24 protein-coding genes and 2 pseudogenes are annotated in these 26519 nt (G+C 62.4%); 12 read left to right on the top strand and 14 right to left on the bottom strand.

From position 1 onward, the window contains the following. The first annotated feature begins 347 nt into the window (after positions 1–347). The 6 genes from nadA to C9E81_RS20470 all read left to right on the top strand — a co-directional run bounded on the left by nadA (position 348) and on the right by C9E81_RS20470 (position 7811). On the top strand, positions 348–1400 hold the full coding sequence (gene nadA, locus C9E81_RS20495) for a quinolinate synthase NadA (protein ID WP_122114225.1): 1053 nt from the start codon (positions 348–350) through the stop codon (positions 1398–1400). Between the two features lie 12 nt (positions 1401–1412). Beyond that, the gene (locus C9E81_RS20490) at positions 1413–2978 is read left to right on the top strand and encodes an L-aspartate oxidase (protein WP_122114224.1); all 1566 of its coding nucleotides are present in this window, start codon (positions 1413–1415) and stop codon (positions 2976–2978) included. Beyond that, positions 2975–3820 (top strand): carboxylating nicotinate-nucleotide diphosphorylase, encoded by an 846-nt coding sequence (nadC, locus tag C9E81_RS20485; protein ID WP_122114223.1) that lies wholly within the window; start codon positions 2975–2977, stop codon positions 3818–3820. Before C9E81_RS20490 ends, nadC begins: the two co-directional genes overlap by 4 nt. A 219-nt stretch (positions 3821–4039) precedes the next feature. After that, positions 4040–6568 (top strand): heavy metal translocating P-type ATPase, encoded by a 2529-nt coding sequence (locus tag C9E81_RS20480; RefSeq protein WP_122114255.1) that lies wholly within the window; start codon positions 4040–4042, stop codon positions 6566–6568. Positions 6569–6654: 86 nt separating this feature from the next. Next, on the top strand, positions 6655–7056 hold the full coding sequence (locus C9E81_RS20475) for a MerR family DNA-binding protein (protein WP_122114222.1): 402 nt from the start codon (positions 6655–6657) through the stop codon (positions 7054–7056). A gap of 299 nt (positions 7057–7355) precedes the next feature. Next, a complete protein-coding gene (locus C9E81_RS20470; protein WP_122114221.1) occupies positions 7356–7811 on the top strand; it encodes a YaiI/YqxD family protein in 456 nt (151 codons plus the stop codon). Positions 7812–8248: 437 nt separating this feature from the next. On the opposite strand, the gene C9E81_RS20465 is transcribed toward C9E81_RS20470, so the two are convergent. Further along, positions 8249–8527 carry a hypothetical protein gene (locus C9E81_RS20465; protein ID WP_122114220.1) on the bottom strand — a complete coding sequence of 93 codons (279 nt, stop codon included), beginning with the start codon at positions 8525–8527 and terminating at the stop codon, positions 8249–8251. 223 nt (positions 8528–8750) lie between these two features. Further along, positions 8751–9389: a class I SAM-dependent methyltransferase gene (locus C9E81_RS20460; RefSeq protein WP_122114219.1), complete on the bottom strand. Its 639-nt coding sequence runs from the start codon at positions 9387–9389 to the stop codon at positions 8751–8753. A gap of 86 nt (positions 9390–9475) precedes the next feature. On the opposite strand from C9E81_RS20460, the gene C9E81_RS23715 reads away from it, so the two are divergent. Next, positions 9476–9940 carry a LysR family transcriptional regulator gene (locus C9E81_RS23715; protein WP_425010677.1) on the top strand — a complete coding sequence of 155 codons (465 nt, stop codon included), beginning with the start codon at positions 9476–9478 and terminating at the stop codon, positions 9938–9940. Positions 9941–10094: 154 nt separating this feature from the next. Here C9E81_RS23715 and C9E81_RS20445 read toward each other — a convergent pair whose 3' ends face one another. After that, positions 10095–10817, bottom strand: a complete 723-nt coding sequence (locus C9E81_RS20445; RefSeq protein WP_208021238.1) for a GNAT family N-acetyltransferase — start codon at positions 10815–10817, stop codon at positions 10095–10097. A 300-nt stretch (positions 10818–11117) separates the two neighbouring features. On the opposite strand from C9E81_RS20445, the gene C9E81_RS20440 reads away from it, so the two are divergent. After that, positions 11118–11630 (top strand): GNAT family N-acetyltransferase, encoded by a 513-nt coding sequence (locus tag C9E81_RS20440; protein ID WP_122114218.1) that lies wholly within the window; start codon positions 11118–11120, stop codon positions 11628–11630. Between the two features lie 294 nt (positions 11631–11924). Next, a pseudogene (locus tag C9E81_RS20435) lies at positions 11925–12856 on the top strand (IS5 family transposase). Between the two features lie 80 nt (positions 12857–12936). Here C9E81_RS20435 and C9E81_RS20430 read toward each other — a convergent pair. From C9E81_RS20430 to C9E81_RS20400, 7 genes are all read right to left on the bottom strand, one after another. Beyond that, positions 12937–14145 (bottom strand): M20/M25/M40 family metallo-hydrolase, encoded by a 1209-nt coding sequence (locus C9E81_RS20430; protein WP_122114217.1) that lies wholly within the window; start codon positions 14143–14145, stop codon positions 12937–12939. Between the two features lie 45 nt (positions 14146–14190). Next, entirely contained in the window at positions 14191–15066 is an 876-nt protein-coding gene (locus C9E81_RS20425; RefSeq protein WP_122114216.1) for an alpha/beta hydrolase family protein, read from the bottom strand. Positions 15067–15073: 7 nt separating this feature from the next. Then, positions 15074–16108 carry an ABC transporter ATP-binding protein gene (locus C9E81_RS20420; protein ID WP_243698747.1) on the bottom strand — a complete coding sequence of 345 codons (1035 nt, stop codon included), beginning with the start codon at positions 16106–16108 and terminating at the stop codon, positions 15074–15076. Next, a complete protein-coding gene (locus C9E81_RS20415) occupies positions 16105–17103 on the bottom strand; it encodes an ABC transporter ATP-binding protein (protein ID WP_122114215.1) in 999 nt (332 codons plus the stop codon). Before C9E81_RS20415 ends, C9E81_RS20420 begins: the two co-directional genes overlap by 4 nt. Then, on the bottom strand, positions 17100–18002 hold the full coding sequence (locus tag C9E81_RS20410; protein ID WP_122114214.1) for an ABC transporter permease: 903 nt from the start codon (positions 18000–18002) through the stop codon (positions 17100–17102). Before C9E81_RS20410 ends, C9E81_RS20415 begins: the two co-directional genes overlap by 4 nt. After that, positions 17999–18976: an ABC transporter permease gene (locus C9E81_RS20405; RefSeq protein WP_122114213.1), complete on the bottom strand. Its 978-nt coding sequence runs from the start codon at positions 18974–18976 to the stop codon at positions 17999–18001. The genes C9E81_RS20410 and C9E81_RS20405 overlap by 4 nt, the downstream gene beginning before the upstream one ends. Before the next feature lie 81 nt (positions 18977–19057). Further along, the gene (locus C9E81_RS20400; RefSeq protein ID WP_122114212.1) at positions 19058–20683 is read right to left on the bottom strand and encodes an ABC transporter substrate-binding protein; all 1626 of its coding nucleotides are present in this window, start codon (positions 20681–20683) and stop codon (positions 19058–19060) included. 84 nt (positions 20684–20767) lie between these two features. Here C9E81_RS20400 and C9E81_RS20395 point away from each other — a divergent pair, with 84 nt between their 5' ends. Beyond that, positions 20768–21673 carry a MurR/RpiR family transcriptional regulator gene (locus tag C9E81_RS20395; protein ID WP_122114211.1) on the top strand — a complete coding sequence of 302 codons (906 nt, stop codon included), beginning with the start codon at positions 20768–20770 and terminating at the stop codon, positions 21671–21673. 273 nt (positions 21674–21946) lie between these two features. Here the strand turns inward: C9E81_RS20395 and C9E81_RS20390 are convergent, their stop codons facing one another. Next, positions 21947–22930 (bottom strand): LacI family DNA-binding transcriptional regulator, encoded by a 984-nt coding sequence (locus C9E81_RS20390; protein ID WP_122114210.1) that lies wholly within the window; start codon positions 22928–22930, stop codon positions 21947–21949. Positions 22931–23089: 159 nt separating this feature from the next. On the opposite strand from C9E81_RS20390, the gene hisD reads away from it, so the two are divergent. Together hisD and C9E81_RS20380 are read left to right on the top strand one after the other, a co-directional pair. Beyond that, positions 23090–24400 (top strand): histidinol dehydrogenase, encoded by a 1311-nt coding sequence (gene hisD, locus C9E81_RS20385; protein WP_122114209.1) that lies wholly within the window; start codon positions 23090–23092, stop codon positions 24398–24400. Beyond that, positions 24397–25152, top strand: coding sequence for an SDR family NAD(P)-dependent oxidoreductase (locus C9E81_RS20380; protein ID WP_122114208.1), 756 nt, complete (start codon positions 24397–24399; stop codon positions 25150–25152). The genes hisD and C9E81_RS20380 overlap by 4 nt, the downstream gene beginning before the upstream one ends. 151 nt (positions 25153–25303) lie before the next feature. On the opposite strand, the gene C9E81_RS20375 is transcribed toward C9E81_RS20380, so the two are convergent. From C9E81_RS20375 to C9E81_RS20370, 3 genes and pseudogenes are all read right to left on the bottom strand, one after another. Beyond that, positions 25304–26110, bottom strand: coding sequence for a substrate-binding domain-containing protein (locus C9E81_RS20375; protein ID WP_243698746.1), 807 nt, complete (start codon positions 26108–26110; stop codon positions 25304–25306). A 29-nt stretch (positions 26111–26139) separates the two neighbouring features. Further along, complete coding sequence (locus C9E81_RS23430) at positions 26140–26313, bottom strand: LacI family DNA-binding transcriptional regulator (RefSeq protein WP_243698745.1); 174 nt, start codon at positions 26311–26313, stop codon at positions 26140–26142. A 79-nt stretch (positions 26314–26392) separates the two neighbouring features. Then, positions 26393–26519: pseudogene (locus C9E81_RS20370) on the bottom strand (IS5/IS1182 family transposase); the annotation flags it as partial.

The raw sequence follows: 26519 nt of genomic DNA, 5'->3' as shown, positions 1-26519 counted from the left end.
CTTCATGCAAGCCTGACAGGGGAATTAGCGTCTCTGCAGCGCAGCATTACGCAAACAGCCCAAGGCTTGATCGCCGGAATCGGGCATCTGACCAAGAAATGGGCGGTTTGAGATCTGCGGCGCGAAGCCGGATTTTCCACGATTGCACCATCTGCAGAATCATCCGCCTTTCGGGGGATGGCCGGTTTTCAGCCGCGTTTCGGCCAGCAAAACCTGCCCGGAACGCAGCGAATGCTTGCCGTGAGGGCAAGCAATGTCTAGAACAGCGCGAATGCGCCGCCCTCCGGCGCAGCGACCGGATCCGCTCGACCACCCGAGCGCCCATGCATGCGAGAGGTGTCAGACCATTGCTCGACCAGACCGACCTTCGCGCCGAGCTTGAAGCGCATTACGATCTTGCCCCCTCTGTCGCACTGGCCGAGGAGATGGGGGATATCTATGCAAGGATGGATCGCGTCGTGCCGCCGCCCGATTGGGCGATGCAGGCCCCCTATGTGGCCGCGATCAACCGGCTCAAGAAGGAACGCAACGCCGTGGTGCTGGCGCATAACTACATGACGCCCGACATCTATCACGGCATCGCGGATTTCGTCGGCGACAGCCTGCAGCTTGCCATCAAGGCGACCGAGGTCGAGGCCGATGTGATCGTGCAATGCGGCGTGCATTTCATGGCCGAAACCTCGAAGATCCTGAACCCCGCCAAGACCGTTCTGATGCCGGACATGGAAGCGGGCTGCTCGCTGGCCGAAAGCATCACCGCCGAGGGCATCGCCGAGATGCGGGCGCAATATCCCGGCGCGCCGGTGGTCAGCTATGTCAACACCACCGCCGAGGTGAAGGCCGCCTCGGATATCTGCTGCACCTCCGCCAATGCCGCGCAGATCGTCGCCGCGATGGAGGGCGACACCGTCATCATGACGCCCGACAAATACCTGGCGCAGAACGTGGCGAAACAGGTGCCGCAAAAGCGCGTCGTCTGGTGGGACGGCGCCTGCATCGTGCATGAGCGCTTCACCCCGCAGGACCTGCGCGATTTCCGCGACTGGAACCCGGGGCTGAAGATCATCGCCCATCCCGAATGCCCGCCCGATGTCGTGGCCGAGGCCGATTTCGCCGGCTCGACCTCGGGGATCATCGATTGGGTCAGCCGCGAGAAGCCGGAAAAGACCATGCTGGTCACCGAATGCTCGATGGCCACCAATATTTCGGACGCCTTCCCCGAGGTCGAGTTCCTCGGCCCCTGCAACATGTGTCCCTATATGAAAAAGATCACGCTGGAAAAGGTGCTGTATTCGCTGCACAGCATGACCGGCGCGGTCGAGGTGGACCCAGAGATCGCTGGTCGCGCGCGGCTGGCGGTGCAGCGGATGATCGACCTGTCGCGCCGTCTGGCCGGCTGAGAGGCCACGCATATGCCGCAAATCGCGACTGACCGGATCGTGATCGTCGGTGCGGGGCTGGCGGCGATCTATGCCGCGCTGAACCTTGCCCCGCGCCCGGTGCTGATGATCTCGCCCGAAAACCTGGGCCAGGGCGCAAGCTCCGCGTGGGCACTTGGCGGCGTCGCGGCGGCGATGGACCCGGCAGACAGCGCCGCCGCGCATGCCCGTGACACGATGCGGGCGGGGGCGGGAACGGTCGATGCCGATGTGGCGCGGATCGTGACCGAGGCGGCGCGCAACCATATCCTCGACCTGACCGGGCTTGGCGCGCCTTTCGACCGCGACGCGGATGGCGGCTATGTCATGTCGCGCGAGGCGGCGCACAGCTTTGCCCGCGTCGTCCGCGTGAAAGGCGATCAGGCCGGGGCCGAGATCATGCGCGCGCTGATCGCCACCCTGCGCGCCACGCCCTCGGTGCAGGTGCTGGAGGGGATGCTCGCCACCGGGTTGCAGGTCGATGCGGGCCGGGTGACCGGCGTCGATATCGCCCGCGCGGATGGCTCTGCCCCGGTGACCATCAGCGCCCCCGCCGTGCTGCTGGCGGGCGGCGGCTCCTGCGGGCTCTACGCGGTGACGACCAATCCCCTGCGCATCCGCGGACAGGTGATCGGCATAGCGGCGCGGGCGGGGGCGATGATCGCCGATGCCGAATTCGTGCAGTTCCACCCCACCGCGCTTGCCTGCGGCCTCGATCCGGCCCCGCTGGCGACAGAGGCCCTGCGGGGCGAGGGCGCATGGCTGGTCAACCGCAAGGGCGAGCGGTTCATGCAAGGCGTTCACCCGGATGCCGAGCTTGCCCCCCGCGATATCGTCGCCCGCGCGGTCTATGCGCAGACGCAGGCCGGGCTGGAGCCGATGCTGGACTGCCGCGCCTGTCTTGGCCCGCGCATCCTGACCGAGTTTCCCGCCCTTGCCGGAGCCTGCGAAAAGGCCGGCATCGACCCGGTCACGCAGCCGATCCCCATCGCCGCCGCCGCGCATTACCACATGGGCGGGATCGCCACGGATGCCGATGGCCGGGCCAGCCTTGACAGGCTTTGGGTCTGCGGCGAGGCGGCGTCCACGGGGCTGCACGGGGCGAACCGGCTGGCCTCGAACGGGTTGTTGGAGGGGCTGGTCTTCGCGGCGCGCTGCGCGCGGGACATCGCCGCTGCCATGGGCACTGGCCCCGACAATGCCGCATCGCTGCAACTGCCCGATCTGCCCGATGCCCCCCTGCCCGACCCGGCGCTGGTCTTGCGCCTGCGGCATGCCATGACCGAGGGCGCCGGAGTGCTGCGCGACGCGGAGGGCCTGAGCCGCTGCCTGCGAGAGATCGCCGCTATCGAGGCCGCGCAGCCCGACTGCGTATCGCTTCTCAACATGACCGCCACCGCCACGCTGATCGCCGCCGCAGCCCTGCAACGCGAGGAAAGCCGAGGCGCGCATTGCCGCCGCGATTTCCCCGACAGCCTGCCCGAGCCTCGCCGCAGCCGGCTCTCGCTGGCCGAAGCGATGGCGATCCGCGACGCGTTTTCACCGGAGACCACCCCATGATCCCGCCCCTGCCCGATCTGCTTGTCGAACCCCTGATCCGTGCCGCGCTGGCCGAGGATCTGGGCAGCCAGGGCGACATCACCACACGCACGGTCATCCCGGCGGATCTGCGCTATAGCGCCCATCTGCGTGCGCGCGAGGCCGGCGTGGCCTCAGGCATGCAACTGGCCGCGATGGCCTTCCGGCTGGTCGATCCGGGGCTGACCCTGCGCATCGCCTGCCCGGACGGCACCGCCTTCCAGCCCGGCGAGTTGCTGATGGAGATCGAGGGCAGCGCCGCCTCGATCCTCTCGGCCGAGCGGGTGGCGCTGAATTTCGCCGGCCGGATGTGTGGCATCGCCAGCCTGACCGCCGCTTTCGTCGCCCGGACCCAAGGCACCGCAACCCGCATCACCTGCACCCGCAAGACCACGCCGGGCCTGCGGCTGGTCGAGAAACAGGCGGTGCTGCATGGCGGCGGCTTCAACCACCGTTTCTCGCTGTCCGACGCGATCCTGATCAAGGACAACCATATCGCCGCGGCGGGCGGTATCCGCCCGGTCCTGCAGGCGGTCAAGGCCCGCGCATCGCATATGATCCGCTGCGAGATCGAGGTGGACAGCCTTGGCCAGCTTGCCGAGGTGCTGGACGAAGGCGGCGCGGATGTCGTGCTGCTGGACAATATGGACACGCCCACGCTGCGCGAGGCGGTGGCCATTGCGGCGGGGCGCGTGGTGCTGGAGGCGTCGGGCAACATGCGGCTGGAGCGGATCGCCGAAGTGGCGGCAACCGGGGTGGATTATATTTCCTCAGGTGCGCTGACCCATTCGGCGCGGACGCTGGACCTGGGGCTGGATTTCTGAAATCGGCCTGCGGGCACAATGTGCGGTTGCCTCCGGCGATGGCCGGGGGCCTTGCCCCCGGACCCCCAAGGTATTTTCCCAAAGAAGAAGGGGCGCGTCCAGCCAGGGCGGAGCGGATTGTCCCGTCGTGAGGTTTTTTCAACAAGCCCCTTGACCCTCCAGTAACTGGAAGCCCTAGATCAGGTGTCAATGACAGGAATCCATTGACGGAGCGGCATGATGAGTGATGACAAGATCCTGCAGATCGGCGTGGACGGGATGAGCTGCGCCTCCTGCGTCGGACGGGTGGAACGGGCCCTGAAACAGGTGCAGGGCGTGACCGGGGCCGAGGTCAACCTCGCCACGGAAAGCGCGACCGTGCGGCATGATGGCAGCCTGACGGCGGGGCAACTGGCCGAGGTGCTGGAAGAGACCGGCTATCCCGCGCGGCTGGCCGAGACCACGCTGGAGATCGACGGCATGTCCTGCGCCTCTTGCGTGGGGCGGATCGAGCGGGCGCTGACCGCGACGCCGGGAATCGTCTCGGCCAATGTCAACCTGGCGGCGGCGCGCGCGGTGGTGCGCCATGCCGAGGTGCTGGGCGCGGGCGAGATCGCGGCGATCGTGACGGGGGCGGGCTATCCGGCGCGGCCATACCGGGCCGATGAGGGCCAGGCCGATGCCATGGATGCCTCAGAGGAGCGCAAGGCGGGCGAGATCGTGGCACTGCGCCGCGACCTGCTGATTGCGACAGTGCTGACCGTGCCGGTCTTCGTGCTCGAAATGGGCAGCCACCTGATCCCCGCCTTCCACCGCCTGATCGCGGGCAGCATCGGCATGCAGGGTTCATGGGTTATCCAGTTCCTACTGACGACATTGGTGCTGATCGGGCCGGGCCGGCGCTTTTACACCAGGGGCTTTCCGGCATTGTTGAAAGGCGCGCCCGACATGAATTCGCTGGTGGCTTTGGGCACCGGGGCGGCGTGGATTTATTCGACCGTGGCGACCTTCTTGCCCGCATTGCTGCCCGAGGCCAGCCGCAATGTCTATTTCGAGGCGGCGGCGGTAATCGTCGTGCTGATCCTGCTGGGCCGGTTTCTCGAAGCCCGCGCCAAGGGCCGCACTGGCGAGGCGATCCGCAAGCTGGCCGGTCTGCGCGCCCGCACCGCGCGGGTCGAACGCGGCGGCGAGGTCACGGAACTACCCATCGAGCAGATCGCTGTCGGCGACCTGATCCATGTCCGCCCCGGAGAAAAGCTGGCGGTGGACGGGCAGGTCGTCTCGGGCGGGTCCTGGGTCGATGAGAGCATGATCACGGGCGAGCCGGTGCCTGTCGAGAAATCCGGGGGCGCGCAGGTGACCGGCGGCACGGTGAACGGCAATGGCGCATTGGTGTTCCGCGCCACCCGTGTCGGTGCCGACACGATCCTGTCGCAGATCATCCGCATGGTCGAGGAGGCGCAGGGCGCGCGCCTGCCGATCCAGGACCTGGTGAACCGCATCACCATGTATTTCGTTCCCGCCGTCCTGGCCGTGGCGCTGCTGACCGTCGGATTGTGGCTGGCATTCGGGCCGGAACCGCGGCTGAGCCATGCGCTGGTTGCCGGGGTGGCGGTGCTGATCATCGCCTGCCCCTGCGCGATGGGGCTCGCCACGCCGACTTCGATCATGGTGGGCACCGGGCGCGCGGCGGAACTGGGCGTACTGTTCCGCAGGGGCGACGCGCTGCAATCGCTGCAGGGCGTGGCGGTGGTCGCTCTGGACAAGACCGGCACCCTGACCGAAGGCCGCCCCAGCCTGACCGCATTCGAGACCGCGCCGGGCCTGGACCGCGCCGAGTTGCTGGCACAAGTGGCCGGGGTCGAGGAGCGCTCGGAACATCCCATCGCCCGCGCCATCACCGAAGACGCAAGGGGCGAGGGGCTGACCCCCGCCTCTCCCGACGGGTTCGAGGCGCTGACCGGGCTGGGCGTTCGCGCGCAGGTGGCGGGCCATGAGTTGCTGATCGGTGCTGCCCGGCTGATGGAGCGCGAAGGCATCGACACCGGTGCACTGACTGCCAGGGCCGAAGCGCTGGCCGCCGAGGGGCAGACCACGCTTTTCGCCGCGCGGGACGGGCGGATCGCGGCCCTGATCGCGGTGGCCGACCGGATCAAGGACAGCGCGCCCGCCGCCATCGCCGGCCTGCATGCGCAGGGGCTGCGGGTGGCGATGATCACCGGCGACAGCCGCGCCACGGCAGAGGCGGTCGCGGCAAAGCTGGGCATCGACGAGGTCGTGGCCGAGGTCATGCCCGACGGCAAGCTCTCGGCCATCCAGCGGCTGCGCGAACACGGGCCAGTCGCTTTTGTCGGGGACGGCATCAATGACGCCCCTGCGCTGGCCGCGGCGGATGTCGGCATCGCCATCGGCTCGGGCACGGATGTCGCCATCGAAAGCGCCGATGTGGTGCTGATGGGCCAGGGCCTCGGCACCGTCGCCAATGCTTTCGCGGTCAGCCATGCGACGATGCGGAATATCCGCCAGAACCTGTTCTGGGCCTTCGGCTACAATACTGCGCTGATCCCGGTCGCGGCGGGGGTGCTGTATCCGCTGAACGGCATGTTACTGTCGCCGATCCTCGCCGCCGGGGCGATGGCCCTGTCCAGCGTCTTCGTGCTGAGCAACGCGCTGCGCCTGCGCCGCGCCGGCCCCGGGTCGCGGACCGGAATACCACCGGCTGCCGCAGGGCAAGGCGGCACCCGCATAGCGCCGCAACCCGCTGGGTAAACACCGTCCCGGTCATGGCAGGCGGTTGAAACCGCCGCCCGCCATGACCAGTTTCCATACACCCGCCATAGCGCAGGAGCCAGACGATGAATATCGGTGAAGCCGCAGAGACGACCGGGCTGCCGGTCAAGACGATCCGCTATTACGAGGAAATCGGCCTTGTCGCCCCGGATCGCGGCAATAATGGCTATCGCGATTTCAGCGGCCAGCAACTGACCCGGCTGCGCTTTCTGTCGCAAGCCCGCAGCCTGGGCTTTTCGCTGGAGGAATGCCGCCGCCTGATGGGGCTTTACTGTAACGAGAACCGGGCCAGCCGCGATGTCCGCGACCTGGCCAAGGCGCATCTGTCCGATGTCCGGGAAAAGATCGCCCAGCTGCATGCGCTGGAACGGAAACTGCAGGACTTGATCGCCGAATGCCGTGGCGATGACGATCCCGACTGTGCGATCCTCGACGAACTCGGTGGATCGGGGGCTGGGCGCGGCTAGCGCGGCCCGGCCGTTGCAGGCATTGCCCCTGCCTCCGCCCAAAGGCGAACCCGTGCGCAACTCATCGTTCAGCAGGAACAAGGTGTCACGTCCTGCCAGCGCGTCGATCAAGCTGCTTGTCCCGGAGGCGCATCGGCAGATTGGCATTCACGGGAGGAAAACTGTTCCGACCGTGCTGCAACATGCTTTGGACGAACAGGCAAAGGCGGGAGCTTGCGGTCATCAACATCAGGTTGGTTCGACATTGCCGTCACCGCGCGTGACAGTATGCTGTGCGTCCAACATCCGGCGAGAAGGCCATGACCACGCTCTATATCGATGCTGATGCCTGCCCGGTGAAAGACGAGGCAGAGCGCGTGGCGACCCGCATGCGGGTTCCCATGATCCTGGTTTGCAATGGAGGTCTCCGCCCATCCCGGAACCCGCTGGTTTCGCTTGTGATCGTGGACCAGGGGCCGGATGTGGCGGATCAGTGGATCGCAGCGCAATGTGGGGCGGGTGATGTGGTCGTAACCGCGGACATACCGCTTGCAGACCGGTGCATCAAGGCCGGTGCCCATGTCCTCACCCCGGCTGGAGAAGAACTGACACGGACCAATATCGGCCAGAGGCTCGCAACCCGGGACCTGATGAGTGATATCCGCGCTGCGGATCCGTTTTTCCGCGGTGGCGGCTCTTCTTTCACCAGGGCCGATCGGTCCCGGTTCCTGCAGGCGCTCGACGCTACCTTGACCATCGCGCAACGCGGCCGGTAATGTGGCGACCTGGCCGCTGCCCATCCATTACTGCCGTCCGCGATCCCGTCAAGCACCGTGCCGGGGCTTGCCTGTTGCGGATATTCGAAACCCGCCTGATGTTCAGCAGCGTTGGAACGGCATTGCGGCCGGGCTGTTCCTTCGCGTTTTCGCATCGCGGCAACTGCCAGCGCGTGATCTGAAACCATGTATCGTTTCGGTTTTTCGCTGAAGCGCCCAAACTATTTAAGTTTTTGTTTTTATGCATTTTCAAACGCATTGAGGCAGGATCGAAGAACAGTCCGGAGGGCTGTTCTTCTGCCGAAACGGTATCCGCTTTTGCTGGAAATGCTTCAGCATGTGCCGGCAATGATGATCGGCCTCGATCCCGCCGCCTGCGAAGGTCGGATATATGCGATGAACCGTTCGCCTTTACCGCTCATGCGGTCAAGCGGGGCTCAAGGTTTTCTCAGGGCGTTCATTCCCGCGAACAGATCCTCGCCGCCGTGATGAAGCCGGATATGATGCTGCCGGCAGAGCCACCTGACCCGAAGCGGCGCGCTGTAATCGTCATGATGCGCATCCGTCCGGGGATCACCGCAGACCTCGCAGGCCTGGCGGACCAGATCGCCGTTGTTCAGCCCCCGCTGCACGGCCAGATGGGCGTGGTATTTCTCGGCGTTCCGCTGGCGCCAATGGGCCTGCCGGGTATGGGTTGTCAGCTTCGGCTCCGTCATGACATATCATTCCTCCCGATCTTGCCCGCTTCGCCGGGCGGTTATCGATCCGGGACAGCACCCGGCTGCATGCTGCCATCGGCGAATGGGCGGGTCCAACGCATTTTCGGAATCGGTCCGGGCGAATTGATTCACCCGGCTGATAAATGAACACAGGACCTCCCGATATCTTGCCCCGAGCGTTTCGAACGCGGCAAGGAAGCGAAGCCTCTATCCTTCCATCCTATCCTTTGCGTGCGACGATATAGGGGCGTGCATCCCTGCCTTTAGTCGCGTGATATTCAGTGACAACGATATCGAAGCCCGCGGCAGAGATGAGCCGGCTCAATTCGGTTGCGCGAAAAGCACTGACATAAGGGGCTTTCCCTACTGCGCGCAATGCGGGCAGCAAGGCGAGGCGGATCAGCGGGTTCATATCCCCAAGGCAAGGCGTCTTGGAGATGAACAGGCCTCCTGTCGCAAGCTGGGCATGGATATGGTTCAGGGTGCCGGGCAAGTCGCGAAGCAGATGGAGGTAGTTGAAACCCAGGACCGCGTCGAACGGCCCGGCCTCGGATATGAGCGTTTCCACCGTCGCGGTGCGGAAGGCCAGTGCCGGGACAGGATCGGCAACGAGTTTCTCGTTGGCGATGCTGATCATGTCGGCGGAAATATCCGTGGCCAAGTAGCCTTGCACATCGCTCGCAAGCCGGAGCGCCGTCGTTCCCGTCCCGCAGCCCAGTTCCAGCACCCGGTCACCCGCTCCCAGCAGGGCACGGGTCCGGTCCAGGCTGCGTTCATATCCGGCCAGATCGCTGATCGCGGTCCTGGCATATTTCCGTGAAGCTCTGTTCCAGAAGCGGGCGTCGCTCGCTGAACTCATGAGAAGGCACTCCTTTGCCTTGCAATCTAGCATATGCGCAAAAAGCATAAATTGCCGAAATTTGCAGGAATGATATACGTCAATGCATGAAATCGCTTGATTGGAACCATATCCGGGCATTTCACGCAACTGCGGCCACCGGCTCGCTGTCGGCGGCGGCGCGTCAGCTTGGCCTGACGCAGCCATTGTCACGGCAGGTGCAGGAAATCAGCGGGCGGGTCTGTATCTCGGCCACCGACAGCATGTCCGCGTATATCCTTCCGGGGATCGTCGAACGCATCAGAGCGGAGGCACCGCGGATCGCCATCGTGATCACTGCCGCAAACGAACTCGGCAATCTGCATCGGAGAGAGGCGGATAACCGGGGCTTCGAAGGATACACCGCTGCGGCGCTTTGGCCAGCCCGACGACATTGCGCGCCTAGCGGTTTTTCTGGCGTCGGATCAGGCCGCACGGGTGACTGGGATGCGCATCACGGACTCCGGCGGCTTCCAGTAGACATGGTGGATGGAACGCTCGATCCGCAAGCTGGACCTGCACAATTGGCGTAGACTGAGGGGGACGTGATCCTCCACTCCACCCTCCCTTCCGACTAAGACATATGTCAGGCGTCCACGATGCCCGGCCTCCGGCGATGTTTACTGTCAGGACATCCGGCGTGCAGCTTCAGCAGACCGTCTGTGTCTGATGGATGAAGATGGACAGCTAGATGAACCGGACGCTGTTGCCCACAAATGGTAGGCCCAATTTCGACGCGACCTTTCGCGACGAAGTATTAGATCGATCGGTGCTGTAGAAGAGATGGCGCTTTTGAAGCGGCGCCAGCGACGACCAAGCCGCAACCGCGGCCAAAGCCAAGCCCCGTCCTCTGTAAGCTTTCGCGGTCGCCAGACCGAGTTCTGCGCCAACCTCGGAAATGCGTGCGGCAAAGGCAATAGAAGCCACTTCGTCGTTAACCATGACGGCACACCACGGGGGCCATAGATCCGAAGCCCTGCGGAACCCAAGATCGATCATCCCTTGTGGCATTCCGTTGACCGCCAAATCTTCGTAGAGGCCCTTGCCTCGCTCGCTTTCGCTCTCAATCAGAACGGCGCTTGAGGCGAGGGGAAGTGAATGCGGAAGTCGATAGACGAGCCCATATTCCACGGTAGCGGGGCACAACAGAGCGTTATAGCGTTCATGATATCTCAGCCTGCCGCCCACATCACCGAACGGCACTTCCAGCTTGGCAATGGATGCGACTTCAGCAGCGACGTCGTCGTTCACTTCCGCCCCAATGCTCACGATATTTCCAGATCGACATCCGGCGAGCCAGAAGCGTGGCCCGGCCGATCGGTCGGGATCGTTCTCTCGTCGGATGCGGCCGTTGTCGAGGACAAAAAGCGTCTGCATCTCGACAGCGAGTAGCTCAATGTCAGTAATCACACGGCCTCACGTAATCGGTACAACGTTGATGTAAGGTATCGGAAAAGCACTTCGGCATCCTATGTTGGCCAAGGGCAATCCGGAATCCTGTAGGTGAAAAGTTATCGACTATGCCCATGGTGGTCCATCCGACCACTCGGAGTGAATCGCCTCAATGAACATGCGCACCTTCGGAGATACATGCCGTCGCGTCGGATATCCCTGTCCACGGTCCATGGGGGCCGCCCCACATAGAGGGCGAAAGGTAAATACGCGCCTGAGCCCTTTTCTAACTATTGGCCTTCAGACTAAACTGAGCACATGACGAACATCAGACCTGCAAACGCCTGCGATATCCGCCTCTTACCAGAAATCGAGCGCAGTTCCGGTGAGATATTCCGGCAATGGCCGGGATTGGAGTGGATAGCGGATGACGAGGTTCAATCAGAAGAGCGGCATAGCGCTATGATTACAGGCGGTCTTGCGCTGGTCGCGGAGGTGCAAGGCTTCGGGATTGCTGCTTTCGTAAACGGCCAGGTGACGCCTGACGCCTTTCATATCTGGCAAATGGCAGTCCACCGTGATCGGCAGGGGCATGGCATCGGACGGAAACTGATCGAAGCTGTGCAGCGTAGTGCCGTTGATCTTGGGATCAACGCACTCACGTTGACAACATTCAGGGAAGTGCCCTGGAACGAACCATATTATCAAAGACTTGGATTCATAACGCTGGACAGCAAAGAACTCTGCCCCCGGCTGAGGGCGATTCTGGTGGCTGAGGGACAAGCCGGGCTGCCCATGGCACTGCGTTGCGCCATGAGGAAACCTCTCTGACCACAGAACGGTGTTCTGCCGGTTCACGTTCTTGCGTTCAGGGATTATCCTGCAGCAGATGATGCTCAGCCCTCGATATTCGATCCATCCTATTTGCCGCCGTCCGCCGCCGATACCCGCATACACTGAATACCTGTTGAACCGGCCCGATTTCGGGCTTTCTTAATCGCCCCCGATTAGGGGACCGTCTGTCGATCGCCTCGTGAAAAACGAGGCCGAGATGGCTGTCAACCGCCGGGGTCGCGCCCTATAATAATTTCTTGAATCCAGTCTGTTACATGACTCATGCTTGGCATGAGCGGAAACCATGATCAATATTTCTGGCTGGCACCGCAGCAGATGCGGCGCATTCAGCCTTGCTTTCCAAAGACACCTGGCCGAGCCCGGTACGATGACCCAAGGTGCTGAGCGGTATCATCTATGTCAAGCGATACCGGCTGCGCTGGCAGGACGGTGAGGGTTGAGCCCGCCAACCGAGGGCCAGCCCGAACGCGGTCTATGGGCCTTTCAAAACCCTCTATAACCGCTTCCTGCGCTGGTCACATATGGGTGTCTTTGCCAGGATTTTTCAGGAGCTGGCGCAGCCCGGTCCCCAGGGAGGCACCCTGATGATCGACAGCACGTTCCTGAAGGCGCACCGCACGGCAACCAGCCTTCGAAAGTCCGGAAGACAAGCAAATGATCCGGGGGATCGTTTCCCTGACGGACGGATCGGCCGCGGGCGATCGGGCGCACGAAAGGTGGCCCGGACTCCAAGCTGCACATGCTGAGCGATGGGCCTGGCCGCCCACTGGATTTCCTCCTCTCGCCCGGCCAGATGGCAGACAGTCGCGGTTCTCTTGTCCTGCTCCGGAACCTTCCGGGAGCGAAGCGCCTCCTGGGTGAGCTGCCGTTGGAGCGCCATTGGTCCGAGCGGCAATGGCGACGCCTGTGACGCCGACTGGCTACGCGACGCTCTGAAGCAACGCGGGATCCGTCCATGTATCCCACCACGAAAGAAGCGCAAAAAGCCGGCCAGATACAACAAGCGTCTCTATCGCAAACAGGATTGCATCGAGAACGCATTCGGCCGGATAAAGGGCTGACCAATCGTCGGGAAAACAGCCCACCGGACTGTTTTCGGATCCTCCTCATATATCGCAACCCGCTACGGGCGACGGGGCGATACTTTCCTGAATGTCATCATCCTCGCCGCCATCGCCATCTGCTGGCTTTATCGTTTATGAGGCACGAGCCTAGGGCCGACTCCTCGCACCTGGCACCATGAGTCACCGCGAAGCGCCGGCATTTATGCCGCCATTGGCAATCACTTCGCCAGGCCAGCGGTGCCGAGTATCGTCGCAAGCCCGGCATACAGGCCCCGCAACGATTCCTCGGGCTCGACATCGATCCATTCGTCCAGCGAATGCGCGCGCCCTCCGGTGCCGCCGGAACCAAGCCGGATCGCGGGAATTCCCAGACTCATGGGAATATTGGCATCTGTCGAACTGGATCCGGTCGTAGCCTCGAAACCGAAATGCGGCAAGGCGGCGAAAGCCGCCTGCACGATTGCGGCATCATGGGGCGTTCCGCCTGCCGGGCGATTGCCGATCCGGGTGATCTCGGCGGCAATCTCGCCATTCGTGGTGTCGCCCCGCGCATTCTCGCCAGCCACCGCCTGTTCCACCAAATCACGCAAATCGGCATCGAGCTTGTCCAGCTCGGCCTGCCCTTCCGAACGCAGATCGACTTCGGTCCAGACCTCTTCCGGGATGGCATTGACCGAGGTGCCACCGCCGAAAGTCGAGGCGCAGAACGTGGTTTGCGGCGTCTCGGGCACGTTGATGCGGGCCATGCCCGCCAGTAATGTCCCAAGCGCATAGGCGGGGTTGACCGTGCCGAAAGCCATCAGCGAATGCCCGCCCGGCCCCCGGAAAGTGATCCGGTAGCGATAGGAACCAACGGCGCGGGTGGTGATCTCTTCCAGTTGCAGGCCGTCGACGGTGAAAAAGCCGGCAATCTGATCGCGATATTTGCCTTTGGTGAACAGGTGGCGGACGCCGCGCAGATCGCCCTTGCCCTCTTCACCGACATCGCCCACGAACAGCAGATCCTGCTCGGTCCCGATCCCGGCGCCATCCAATGCCCGGATGAACGCCAGCAGCGCGGCAAGACCGCGCGTATCGTCACCAACCCCCGGCGCGAACAGCTTTGTTCCCTCGCGGCGCACGGTGCAATCGGTTCCCTCGGGAAATACGGTGTCCATATGCGCGGCGACCGCGATCATCTGCCCGTTGCCGCGACCGCGACGAATGCCCAGCACATTGCCGATCTCGTCGCGATGCACATCTTCGAGCCCGAGTTCACGGAATTTTTGTTCATAGGCCTTTGCCCGGCGTTCTTCCTTGAAGGGCGGGGACGGGATTTCCGTCAATTCGATGATTTCATCGACAAAACGATCATGCTGATCCCGCAAGATGTCCTGCGCCATTCCGAAGGCTTCGGAAGAGATGATCTTGGCCACGTCGTAAGTCATTTTACTGCTTTCTCCAATCAGTCTCGCAAAGCGCGGGTGCCGTTCTCAGGCGTTGACCTGTCCGGTGCCGACAGCCAGCACCTCTGCCGATGGCAACCCGCCCTCGAACCACATTCCCGCAGCCGCCTGCGACATCGCACAGCCGTCATGCGCGACCCCGGGCACTTCGGTGATCCGCCAGCCGAAATCGCAGCCAAGCGCGGCAGCGGCAGCCTTGCCCTTCGCCATATAGTTCCGTGCGCGATGCAAACGGCCGGGTCCCTGTTCCAGGGCTTCGGGCTGCGACGGCAGGTTATCGGCATTCGCATCGCTGTCCTGTTGTCCCGCCATGATCCAAAGCCCGGATTCGAGCAATTGCCGCAAGCCCTGTTCACCCAGTCCGATCCCACGCAGACCGGCGGGGAAATCCGTATCCAGTGCAGGCAGCGAGTACCAGCCCGCATTGGCCGCGATCACCGAAGCGAACGGCCCGAAACCCACTGTCGACACCATCCGGTGCAGGAACTGCCCGCCGGCGGAATGGCCATAGATCCGGGCGCAACCTTCATGCATGACGCCCGCCGCGACCAAGCGCTCCGCGATCTCTCCCGGAACGTGATAGATCCAGCTTTCCCTGGGGGCGGGCTTGCCATCGCTATCGAGAACCATTCCGTTATTGTAATTCTCGGCTTCGGGAAAATCCTTGTCCGAGAAAGTCGGCGCGACGATCAGAAGATCGTGCCGGTCGGCGGCGGGAATCCAGAAATCGCGGTAATCGTCGCCATTGCGCATCATCCCGTGCTGCACGAACACCACCGGCCTGCCGGGCGTGTATCCGGCGGCGCGATAGCAATGCAGCGTGATGGACTTGCCCTTCTGACCTGCGAATTCATAGGAGAGCGCAATCTTGCCCTCATGCTCCAAAAGTTTGTCCAGAGTCATTTCGACCTCAGTTATTGTCAAAGAGATGGCAGGAAACGCGATGCGTTTCTGTCAGGTCACGCGGCAGTGGCGCTTCGGCACGGCAGCGATCGGTGGCAAAGGCACAGCGCGGATGAAAGGCGCAGCCCGATGGCGGCTTCAGCGGTGAGGGAATCTCGCCCTTGACCGCGTGAAACTTGCGCTTGCGGTTCCGGACCGAGGGGATCTGTTCCAGCAGGGTCCGGGTATAGGGATGGGCAGGCTCGGCAAACAGCCTGGCTGCCGGGGCCAGTTCCACGATCTGCCCCAGATACATGATCGCCACCCTGTCGGCGATATGGCGCACGACCGAAAGGTCATGGCTGATGAACAGATAGGTCAGATTGCGCCGCCGCCGCAGATCGAGAAAAAGGTTAATCACCTGCGCCTGAATCGAAACGTCCAGCGCCGCGATCGGCTCGTCGCAGACCAGGAAACGGGGCTCGACGATCAGCGCCCGCGCGATCCCGATCCGTTGCCGCTGCCCGCCCGAGAACTGATGCGGGTAACGATCGCGGTAAGAAACATCCAGCCCCACCTCGCGCAGCGCTTCATCGACCCGCTTGCGGGTTTCCGTCTCGCTTCGGGTAATCCGGTGAACGCGCAGCGGCTCGGCAAGGATGTCTCCGACTTTCTGGCGCGGATTCAGCGAGGCATAGGGATCCTGAAAGATCATCTGCACGTCCAGCGTGAAATCCCTCAGCGCCTGACCGGAAAGTTCCGTCACCGGCTTGCCGTTATAATCAAGCTCGCCCCGTGACGGAGAGGTGATGCCGGTCAGCATCCGGCCAAGCGTGGATTTCCCGCAACCGGATTCACCGACCAGTCCCAGAACCTCGCCTTCATGCACCGACAAATCCACGGATCTGACGGCCTTGAGAACTGGGATATCGATCTGGCGGCCCAGCAATCCAAGCAACCGTTCGGCCAGAACCGGCTTGCGGGTGAATTCCCGCTCCAGTGCACGCATCTCAAGAACCGGCGGCGGTGTCGGGCCCGCATCGGCATGAAGGGCATTCATCATGCGGCCTCCTCTTCCGGAAGGGGGTGGTAACAACGCCAGACCCGGCCATTGGCATCCGCCTCGGGCGGGGGTGGCTGATCCAGGCACATATCGCTGGCCCTGTCGCATCTGGGCGAGAAGGGACAGCCTGCCGGGCGCCGGGATAGCGGCGGGGCACTGCCCTCGATCTGCCGCAAGGGCTCACCCGCCGCAGTATCGCCGGGCACGGAGTTCAGCAAACCGCGCGTATAGGGATGGCGGGGACGGTCAAGCACATCATCGGTGCTGCCGGTTTCGACGATATCGCCCGCATACATCACCGCGATACGGTCCGCGAGTTCCGCGACAACGCCAAGGTCATGGGTAATCCAGATCAGCGCCGCGCCGCTTTCACGCTGCAGCTCCTGCATCTCGGCGATGATCTGGCCCTGAATGGTCACGTCCAGCGCCGTTGTCGGCTCATCGGCAATGATGAGATCGGGACGGTTGAGCATGGCAATCGCGATCACCACCCGCTGACGCATGCCGCCCGACAGTTCATGCGGATACTGGTCCAGCCGTTCTGCGGGCGAGGTGATCCCGACCCGCGCCAGACCCTCGGCACAGCGGCGGCGCAGGTCCGGGGTGGCGCCTCGGGTGTGTTCCGCAATCGCCTCGACCATCTGTTCCCCGATGGTCAGCACCGGGTTCAGCGTGGTCAACGGATCCTGAAAGATCATCGACAGCGACGCGCCGCGCAGCTGACGCAGCGATTCCTCGTCCAGCTTGCGAAGATCGCGCCCGTTGAACAGCACCTCGCCGTTGGTAATCTCGCCCGGCGGATCGATCAGCCCAAGGACCGAGAAGCCCGCCACCGACTTGCCCGAGCCGGACTCGCCGACCAGGCCCAGCACTTCGCCCTTGTGCAGCGTAAGGTCCAGCCCGTTGATCGCGGGCCATGCCCCCTGCGCGTCGTGAAACACGGTCTGCAATCCCCGTATCTCAAGCACTGGTATTGTCTTGTCCTGTCCGGTCATGAGCGTTTCGGATCAAGCGCCGTGCGCAGGCGATCCCCCACCAGATTGAGTGAAAAGATAAGAAGCAGCAGCGCGACACCGGGATAGAAACTGATCCAGTAATCGCCGCTCATCAGGTAGTCGAAGCCGCTGGCGACGAGCAGGCCCAGCGATGGTTCGGTCACCGGCACGCCGACACCCAGGAAGGACAGCGTGGCCTCCAGCGTGATGGCCGAGGCGATCTGCACCGTCGCCACCACCAGCACCGCGTTCAGGCTGTTGGGCATGATATGCCGGAACATCACGCGCGGTCTGGAATATCCAAGATTGAAGGCGGCCTCGACATATTCCTTTCGCCGCTCGGACAGCGCGGTCGAGCGCATGATCCGCGCGTAATTCGCCCATTGCACCACGACGATGGCGAAGATGACCTTGTCCACCCCGCGCCCGATCATGGCCAGCATGACAAGCGCCACCAGAATGGTCGGGAATCCCAGGATGAAATCGACGATCCGCATCAGCAGCGTTTCGATCCGTCCGCCCAGAACGGCGGCGGTAAGTCCGACGCAGATGCCGATGACGAGGGCGACCGCCGTCGAGATCAGACCGACCATCAGGCTGACCCGCATGCCGTAGAGGATCGCGGACAGCATGTCCCGCCCCTGCTGATCGGTTCCCAGCAGGAAGACCTGACCGTCGAAGCTTTCCGCTCCGGGTGGAAGACGGCTATCCATCACGCTGAAGGACGACAGATCATACGGGTTTTGCAAAGCGAGGCTTGGCAGCAAAAGCCCGGTCACGACGATGATCAGCAGCGCGATCAGCGAACCTTTCACACTCGGCCTGCGCCTTAGCCTGCGCAGGATGGCCCGGCGCTGCGGCGTGTCGGTTATCGGCTGGATGATGGCGGGATCGCTCATGACATCCTCTCGGTCAGTTTCACGCGGGGATCGAGCGCGGCATAGGTGAAATCGACCAGCAGGTTCACCATCACGAAGATGAAAGTGACCAGCAGCACATAGGCCACCACCACGGGCCGGTCGAGTTGGTAGATCGAGGTGATCAGCAGCTTGCCCATGCCCGGCCATGCAAAGACCGTCTCGGTAATGGTCGAGAAGGCGATAAGCGAGCCGAACTCGACCCCCAGAACGGTCACGATGGGGATCAGGATGTTGCGAAGGATATGCCGACGGACGATCCGCTGATTGCGCACGCCCTTGGCGCGAGCGAATTTGACATAATCCTGATGCACGGCCTCGGACGCTCCGGCGGCTGTCAGGCGGATCATCAGGGCGATATTCGGAATAGCCAGATTGATCACCGGCATCGTCAGGTGACGCAACCCGTCCAGCGTCAGGAAGCTGAGCGGGATACCCAGAACCGGGACCGTCTCGCCACGCCCCGAGGCGGGCAGCCAGTTCAGCCAGACCGCAAGCACGAGGATCAGCACCATACCTTTCCAGAAGCTTGGTATCGAATACCCCAGGATCGAGCCGGTCATGACCGCCCGCGAACCGAAGCTGCCGTCATTCAACCCGACCCATAGACCGATGGGGATCCCGATCAGGCTGGCCAGCAGAAGCGCACAGACAACCAGTTCGAATGTGGCGGGCATGCGCGACACGATCAGGCTGAGCGCGGGCTGTCCATGCACGAAGGACGTCCCCAGATCGCCATGCAGCGCATTCCAAAGAAAGGTCAGATATTGGGACCAGACCGGCTGGTCCAGCCCAAGCCGCGCGATCATCTGCTGGCGCTCGGCCTGCGTCGCCTCGGGACTGATCAGCAGATCGACCGGGTTGCCGACCGCATAGACCGCCAGAAAAACGGCGACCGAAACTGCGAGCAGCACACCGATACTCTGCATGAGCCGTTGCATGATATAGAGAAGCATCGATCCATTCCCCGATCCGGGAGGTTCCGGCGCAATGACCGCGCCGGAAATCAGTTAGAAGTGGCGGATGCCTGACGAACGTTACTGGCCGTTGTCCGAGGTAATCTCGTAGGCCAGCGTATACTGGTCCTTGCGCCCCTCGTAATGCAGCCCCTTGCGATAACCCCAGATCGAGCTTTCGAAATGGATCGGAATGAATCCTTGCTTGTCCATCGCCAGCTTGACGGCCTGCTGCAGAAGCCCGGCCCGTTTCTCGTTGTCGATGGTGGTGATCGCTTCCAGCAGAACGGCGTCGAATTCGGGATCGGACCAGCCACCGTAATTCGATGCCCCGACACCCAGTTCTTCGTTCCCGGTGGTGACATACTGGCGCAGGAAGGATGCCGCGCCGCCTTCGCTCGATCCCCAGCCACCCATCGAGAAACTGAACTCGCGGTTACTGCGGCGCGTGAAGAAGATCGAGCGGGTCATCGCGTCCAGCTCGGTTTCGATGCCGATGCGGGTCAGGAATTGCGCAATCGCCTGAGCCACCTGGGAATCGTTGATATAGCGGTCATTGGTGGCATGGAATGTCACCTTGAACCCGTCGGGATAACCGGCTTCGGCCAGCAGAGCCTTGGCACCTTCGGGATCGTAGGGGATCGGTTCGGGGTTTTCGAGCGCTCCGAACATAGTGCCGGGTACGAATTGATAGGCCGGTTCCGCAAAACCGTCCATGATCCGGTCAACGATGGCCTGACGGTCGATCGCCATCGAAATGGCGCGGCGCACCCGCTCGTCCTGGAAAGGGTTCGAGCCGTCCGCGGCCTCGATGAACGGGCTGTCGTCCCGGCCGGTATCCATCTGCAGGAAAATCACCCGGTTCGACGGTGCGGCGGTATATTCCAGACCTTCGTTATTTTCGATCTGTTCGATATCGCGTGCGGCCGGATTCTCGATCAGATCGTAATCCCCGGACAGCAGCCCGGCCAGGCGCGGTCCGGAGCTTGGCACCGGCTTGAACGTCACCTTGTCCCATTCCGGCGTCTCGCCGTGAAAATTCTCGTTCCGGGTCAGTGTAATGCTGCTGCCTTTCGTAAATTCCTCCAGCACATAGGGACCTGTGCCGATGGCCGCCTTTCCATTGTTGAAATCATCGACCGAGGGCCATGCACCGGTCACGCCGCAATCGTTTTCAAGGTCAAAGGACAGTTCACCATGCTCGGCGATCCCGTCGCTCAGCACCATGATTTGCGACAGGAGTTCCGGCAGCAGCGGCTCGACCTTTTTGGTCTTGATGCGGACGGTATAGGGATCCGGAGCCTCGACCGAGGCGAAATTCGTCACCTCTGTCGTCGCGGTTCCCGAAATACTGCTTTCGTTGTTCATGACTCGGCAGAAGGTGAAGACAACGTCATCGGCGTTGAATTCCGACCCGTCCGAAAAGGTGACGCCCTCGCGCAGCTTGAAAACCCAGGTATTGTCGTCCTCGGTTTCCCATGATGTGGCAAGGTCGGGATGCACTTCCTGCTCGGCATCCAGGCGTCCAAGTGCCGAGAAGATATGCAGCCCGACGGCATTGTTCGGCGACAGATCGTGATAATGCGGATCCACCGCAGTCGGTTCTGATGCCAGGCCAATCGTCAGGTCTTCGGCCATGGCAGGCGCCGCCGTCAGTGCAGCCACAACGGGGGCATAAAGCTTGAGATGCGTTTTCAATACGTTCATCCTCCTTGCTGGAATGCGGGTGTCCTTACTGGCATCCGTTCTCTTGGTATGAAATAATAATTTCATAAACATGAAAGCCATGAAATGCGGCAATCAGTCAAGGGAGAAGATTGGAAAATGGGCAAGGACTTCTATTCGGACGTGGCTCAGAGAGTGTCCAAAGCTTATTCCAGGCTTAGCGCAGGGCATCGGCAGATATCTGATTTCATTATCAAAAACCCAACCGAAGCCGCAACGATGACCAATGTCGAACTTGCCGCCAAATGCAATGTCTCCACCGCGACGGCGACCCGTTTCGCGCGCGCCATCGGCTTTGACAGTTTCGCGGAATTCCGGGAAGCGCAGATCAACGGGATTCGCAACAACCTGTCACATGCGAACAGGCTCAGTCAGGAAGTCGATGCCGACGCATCCCATTTCGACCTTGTCCGGAATGGGATCGAGCAGGATCTGGCCAATTTGCAAACGACCAGCGCCGGCCTGCATGAAGACACCTGCCGTCACACCGTCGATCTGATCCTGAACTCGGAACGTGTCTTCGCCTTCGGCGCCGGGCTAAGCCAATATGCGATCGGGGTGCTGATGCACGGTCTGGAGCCCTATTGCCGCGGCAACGCCACCAATATCGGTCCGATGGGCAACGGCAATGCCGGGATCCGCCGTGTGCTGCACAGCACTTCGAAAGACCTGGTCATCACCTGCTCCTTTCCGCATTACGCCGCCGAAACCCTGGAGATCACGCAGGTCGCCCGCAAGAACGGATCTTCGGTTGTCTGCATCACCGATCATCCGACCAGCCCGCTGACCGAATGGGCCGACGAGATTTTCTATGCCCATGCCAATCGGCGGCTGCTTCCCAACTCCATCACTGCGGCAGTCGCCATTGCCGAAGGGCTTATTGCCGCCGTTGCCAACCGGCGCACCGAAGGCATTGCCCTGCATCGCACATTGGATGCACGGCATAGCCCGCCCGGAAAAGGAAATGGGTGACACTCACTGCCGAAATGAGGACTTAATCTGTGAACAAGCACCGAAGTTGAACCCCATCCACAGACGGAATAACCAATTGAAACAACCTCTGGAATTTACGATCATGTGGGGTATCAATCCGCGCCGATTTGGACTCCACCTTCCGTGATTATTATTATGCGATATCAAAGTGTTAAATGTCGACGATGATAGGGCTCAACTTCGGTGCTTATTCACACACAACGGACTGGAAGTCCTGTAATGATACGCTGATACCCCGATTTGGGTTGCCGGTCAGGCGCTGTCGCGTTCAATCAGGCGGACCGGAAGAACCCTGATCGTGCCATTTGTCCCCTGCCCCGCTTTTATCATGTCGATCAACTGCAACACCTCGGCGACCATCTGCCGCATCGGCTGACGGACCGTTGTCAATCGATATGCCTCCCAACCCGCGAGCGGGATATCGTCAAAGCCGATGATCGCGAGATCCTCGGGCACCCGCAGCCCGATCATTCGCGCGACATCCATGGCAGCAAGCGCCATGATATCGTTTTCGCAGAACAGCGCGTCAGGCAAGGCCGCGGCTCGTAGCAGGGGCAGAACCGCATCCCGCGCATGGCTGTAGGAGAAATTCCCCTCGGCCTCGCAGAACGGCCGCAATCCATGCCGTTCCAACTCGTCCAGAAAACCACGAGCGCGCTCGAGATGGGTCGAGGTATTCCGCAATCCGGCAATATACCCGATACGCCGGCACCCGCGAGACATGAGGCGCTCGGCCACCATCTGCCCGCCCCGGTAGTTGTCACATGTCACGGCATTCATCTGCAGATCAGGCTGGACGCGGTTGAACAGGATCACCGGCAGGTTCTGTTTGCGGCATTCCCTGGCCAGTTGCGAAGACATCGTCGCCGAAGCAACAATGGCCGCATCGGAACGGTAACCCGATACCTGCTGCATGACCAGATCGACCGAGGCGCCCGCCGGGACGGCATGCAGAACCAGCCTGCGCCCCTCCTCGTGCAGCCGCAGCGACAACTCCTCCAGGACCACCGGGTAGAAGGGATTGGACAGATCGCCCGCAACAAGACTGATCGTCCCACTGGAAACGCGGCTGAAACTACGGCCTGACGGGGTCTTGTATCCCAATTGCTCAGCGATCCGCAGAATACGCGTCCTCTTGTCCTCCGCCAGCGGACTGTCGGGTTGAAACGCCCGCGAGACCGCCGCCAGCGAAACCCCTGCCCGCTCCGCAACCGTCCTTGCAGTCACCTTTGCCACGGCATGTCTCGAAAATTTTTCATCTCAGGAAATCGCATCGATGTCATGCAACCCGCATTGGCGCAAATTTGCAATGAAATATTTTCATATACGAGCCAACGGCATTGCCTCGGTATGACGATTCAGGAATCCCTCGAACAACATCTGGAGGGATCCTCAATGACCATCACCTATCTGAAACGCGGCAAATCCGAGGAAGACAGAAACCGGGACGACGCCAGGACCCGCTCTGTCGTAGAGGCAACGCTACAGGATATCGAAACGCGCGGCGATGCAGCCATCCGCGAACTCAGCGAGAAATTCGACGGCTATGCGCCCGAAAGCTTTCGCCTGACGCAAGATCAGATCGACGAGTTGATCGCGCAGCTCTCGCCGCGCGAGCTGGAAGATATCAAGTTCGCGCAAGAGCAGGTGCGGATCTTCGCGCAGGCGCAGCGCGATTCCATGCTGGATATCGAGGTCGAGACCCGCCCCGGCGTGATCCTTGGCCACAAGAACATCCCGGTCCAGTCGGTCGGCTGCTACATTCCGGGCGGCAAGTTCCCGATGGTGGCCTCGGCGCATATGTCGGTGGCGACGGCCAGCGTGGCGGGCGTGCCGCGCATCGTCGCCTGCACCCCGCCTTTCAAGGGAAAGCCCAATCCTGCCGTCATCGCCGCCATGCATCTGGGCGGCGCGCACGAGATCTACGTGCTTGGCGGGATCCAGGCGGTCGGGGCGATGGCCATCGGCACGGAGACGATCAACGCGGTTCACATGCTGGTCGGTCCCGGCAATGCCTTTGTGGCCGAGGCCAAGCGGCAGCTTTACGGCCGCGTCGGCATCGACCTGTTCGCCGGCCCGACCGAGACCATGGTGATCGCCGACGAGACGGTGGATGCGGAGCTTTGCGCGACCGATCTTCTGGGTCAGGCCGAGCATGGCTATAACAGCCCCGCCGTGCTGCTGACCAATTCGCGCAAGCTGGCCGAGGACACGATGTCCGAGGTTGAGCGGCTGCTGACGATTCTGCCGACCGCCGAGACCGCCGCCGCGAGCTGGCGCGATTATGGCGAAGTGATCCTGTGCGACAGCTATGACGAGATGCTTGCCGTCGCCAATGACATCGCGTCCGAGCATGTGCAGGTGATGACCGATCGTGACGACTGGTTCCTGGACAACATGACCTGCTATGGCGCGTTGTTCCTTGGCCCGCGCACCAATGTCGCCAATGGCGACAAGGTGATCGGCACCAACCATACGCTGCCCACCAAGAAGGCGGGGCGTTATACCGGCGGGCTATGGGTCGGCAAGTTCCTGAAAACCCACAGCTATCAGAAGATCACCACGGATGAGGCCGCCGCCGAGATCGGGACCTATTGTTCGCGGCTCTGCATGCTGGAAGGTTTTGTCGGCCATGCCGAGCAGGCCAATATCCGGGTTCGCCGCTATGGCGGCGCGAATATCGCCTATGGGACGGCAGCGGAATGATCGCGGCCAGTTTCGACCTGACCGGCAAGCGGGCACTTGTCACCGGCGCCGGGCGCGGCATCGGGCGCGGCGTGGCCGAAGCGCTGGCATCGGCAGGGGCCGAGGTCACGCTCTGCGCCCGTTCGGGCGGCGAGATTGCGGCGGTTGCCGAAACCATCTCCAAGGGCGGGGGCCGAGCCGAAACGCTGACGCTGGACGTCACCGACACGCGCGGATTTGCCGATGCACTGGCCGCGCGACCGGCCTTCGACATCTTCGTCAACAATGCAGGGACCAACCGGCCCAAGCCACTGGCGGAAGTCAGCGAAGAGGATTTCGACGCGGTCATCGGGCTGAACCTTCGCGCGGCGGTTTTTGCCGCGCAGGCGGTGGCACGTGGGATGGCCAAGGCCGGGCGCGGCGGCTCGATCATCAACATGTCCTCGCAGATGGGTCATGTCGGCGCGGCGAACCGGACGCTGTATTGTGCCTCGAAATGGGCCATAGAGGGTTTCACCAAGGCGCTGGCAGTCGAGCTGGGGCCACAGCGGATCCGCGTGAACACGATTTGCCCGACCTTTATCGAAACGCCCATGACCCGGCCCTTCCTGGAAAAACCGGGCTTCCGCGAAGAGGTGCTAAAGAAGATCAAGCTGGGCCGGATCGGGCAGATCGAGGATATCGCCGGGGCGGCGGTCTTCCTTGCCTCGGACGCCTCGGCATTGATGACCGGTTCGGCGCTGATGCTGGATGGCGGCTGGACCGCGGATTGAGACGGGGCGCGTCTTGGTTGCGTCCCGCGATGGCTGGGGCTCTGCCCGTCGCCGGCTGGTTCTCGAACCAGTGGCGCGACCGGCCGGCGACCCCGGGATATTTGCATGAAGAAGAAGGGCCAGGCGCAGGAATGCAGGCGGCGACTGTTCCTCAGACCGGATGCGTCGTGCCGCGCCGGATAAGGGTTGGAGGAATGCGCAGTTTCACCGGCAGTGGCGTGCCGGGTTCCTCGATGGCGGTGACCAGTTCGGTCACGGCCTTGGACACCATCTGGTTCACATGCTGGCGCATGGTGGTCAGGTTGAAGCTGGGCCAGGCCGCCTGCGGCACATCATCGAAACCGATCACCGTCACATCCTCGGGGATGCGCAGGCGGAATTCGTGGCGAATCACGTCCATCGCGGCGAAGGCCATGTGATCGTCGGTCACGAATAGCGCATCCGGCGGATCGGGGCGGTCGAGCAGCTCATGCGTCGCCTCGGCCGCCTCGGCATAATGGAAATTGCCGACCGCGCGGGCATGCAGACTGTAGCCCTCGGCCTCCAGCCTGCGCAGGAAACCCGCCTCGCGCTCGATTTGCGTCGAGGCGCCCTCGAAGCCCGCCAGATGGCCGATCCGCTTGGGCTTGCCTTCGAGCAGCACCTGCGCGGCAAGACTGCCCCCGCGGGTGTTATCAGTGGTGACGGCGAGCAGGTCGAGATCGGGCTGGTCCCGGTTGAACAGCAGCACCGGGATCGACATCTCGGCACAGCGCTGCGCCAGCACCGACGAGATCGACACCGAGACCATGATGATCCCGTCCACCCGGTAGTCGAGGATTTCCTGCATCACCGGCTCGACATCGCCGATGGTATGCGAGGCCATGAACAGCAGCACGTGGTAGCCGCTTTCCTGCAGCGCCACCGACAGTTTCTCGACCGCCTCGGGATAGAACTGGTTTTCGAGATAATAGACCACCAGCCCGATGATCCGGCTTTTCCCGGTAATCAGGAGCGCGCCAGGACATTGGGGCGATAGCCCAGCTCCTCGGCCGCCACGCGGATCTTTTCGGCCATCTTCGCCGAAACCGAAGCCCCCGGCGTGAAGTAACGCGACACGGCGGACTGGCTGACACCTGCGTGACGGGCCACGTCGACAGAAGTTACACTTTTTACCGCCATATCGATCCCCGTTCACATCTTGCCTGGCTTTGTTGCGCAAAAGGAGCTTTGGGTATAGTTCCCCTTTTCTTGGACAGATTTATCCTACGGCCATTGTCATGGGCGTGCCGAGAGCTGTGTAACGGTTCATGACGGCGCAGCGGATTTGTATCTCCGCGACCTGCCGGTCGAAGTCCCGCGCCATAAGGCTCTGGCCCAGACGTTTT

The sequence above is a fragment of the Paracoccus alkanivorans genome (genome assembly GCF_003697785.1).
In the GTDB taxonomy this organism is placed as follows: domain Bacteria; phylum Pseudomonadota; class Alphaproteobacteria; order Rhodobacterales; family Rhodobacteraceae; genus Paracoccus; species Paracoccus alkanivorans.
Note: the sequence above shows the minus strand (reverse complement) of the source record. Positions and strands in the feature narration are given on the sequence as shown.

Bases quoted from the DNA above. Each gene is read 5' to 3' on its own strand.
- nadC (WP_122114223.1), top strand. From the start codon at position 2,975: ATGATCCCGCCCCTGCCCGATCTGCTTGTCGAACCCCTGATCCGTGCC.
- C9E81_RS20410 (WP_122114214.1), bottom strand. From the start codon at position 18,002: ATGAGCGATCCCGCCATCATCCAGCCGATAACCGACACGCCGCAGCGC.
- C9E81_RS20430 (WP_122114217.1), bottom strand. From the start codon at position 14,145: ATGACTTACGACGTGGCCAAGATCATCTCTTCCGAAGCCTTCGGAATG.
- C9E81_RS20415 (WP_122114215.1), bottom strand. From the start codon at position 17,103: ATGACCGGACAGGACAAGACAATACCAGTGCTTGAGATACGGGGATTG.
- C9E81_RS20425 (WP_122114216.1), bottom strand. From the start codon at position 15,066: ATGACTCTGGACAAACTTTTGGAGCATGAGGGCAAGATTGCGCTCTCC.
- hisD (WP_122114209.1), top strand. From the start codon at position 23,090: ATGACCATCACCTATCTGAAACGCGGCAAATCCGAGGAAGACAGAAAC.
- C9E81_RS20380 (WP_122114208.1), top strand. From the start codon at position 24,397: ATGATCGCGGCCAGTTTCGACCTGACCGGCAAGCGGGCACTTGTCACC.
- C9E81_RS23430 (WP_243698745.1), bottom strand. From the start codon at position 26,313: ATGGCGGTAAAAAGTGTAACTTCTGTCGACGTGGCCCGTCACGCAGGT.
- C9E81_RS20465 (WP_122114220.1), bottom strand. From the start codon at position 8,527: ATGACGGAGCCGAAGCTGACAACCCATACCCGGCAGGCCCATTGGCGC.
- C9E81_RS20400 (WP_122114212.1), bottom strand. From the start codon at position 20,683: ATGAACGTATTGAAAACGCATCTCAAGCTTTATGCCCCCGTTGTGGCT.
- C9E81_RS20395 (WP_122114211.1), top strand. From the start codon at position 20,768: ATGCGGCAATCAGTCAAGGGAGAAGATTGGAAAATGGGCAAGGACTTC.
- C9E81_RS20475 (WP_122114222.1), top strand. From the start codon at position 6,655: ATGAATATCGGTGAAGCCGCAGAGACGACCGGGCTGCCGGTCAAGACG.
- C9E81_RS20460 (WP_122114219.1), bottom strand. From the start codon at position 9,389: ATGAGTTCAGCGAGCGACGCCCGCTTCTGGAACAGAGCTTCACGGAAA.
- C9E81_RS20440 (WP_122114218.1), top strand. From the start codon at position 11,118: ATGACGAACATCAGACCTGCAAACGCCTGCGATATCCGCCTCTTACCA.
- C9E81_RS23715 (WP_425010677.1), top strand. From the start codon at position 9,476: ATGAAATCGCTTGATTGGAACCATATCCGGGCATTTCACGCAACTGCG.
- C9E81_RS20490 (WP_122114224.1), top strand. From the start codon at position 1,413: ATGCCGCAAATCGCGACTGACCGGATCGTGATCGTCGGTGCGGGGCTG.
- C9E81_RS20480 (WP_122114255.1), top strand. From the start codon at position 4,040: ATGAGTGATGACAAGATCCTGCAGATCGGCGTGGACGGGATGAGCTGC.
- C9E81_RS20420 (WP_243698747.1), bottom strand. From the start codon at position 16,108: ATGATGAATGCCCTTCATGCCGATGCGGGCCCGACACCGCCGCCGGTT.
- C9E81_RS20470 (WP_122114221.1), top strand. From the start codon at position 7,356: ATGACCACGCTCTATATCGATGCTGATGCCTGCCCGGTGAAAGACGAG.
- C9E81_RS20405 (WP_122114213.1), bottom strand. From the start codon at position 18,976: ATGCTTCTCTATATCATGCAACGGCTCATGCAGAGTATCGGTGTGCTG.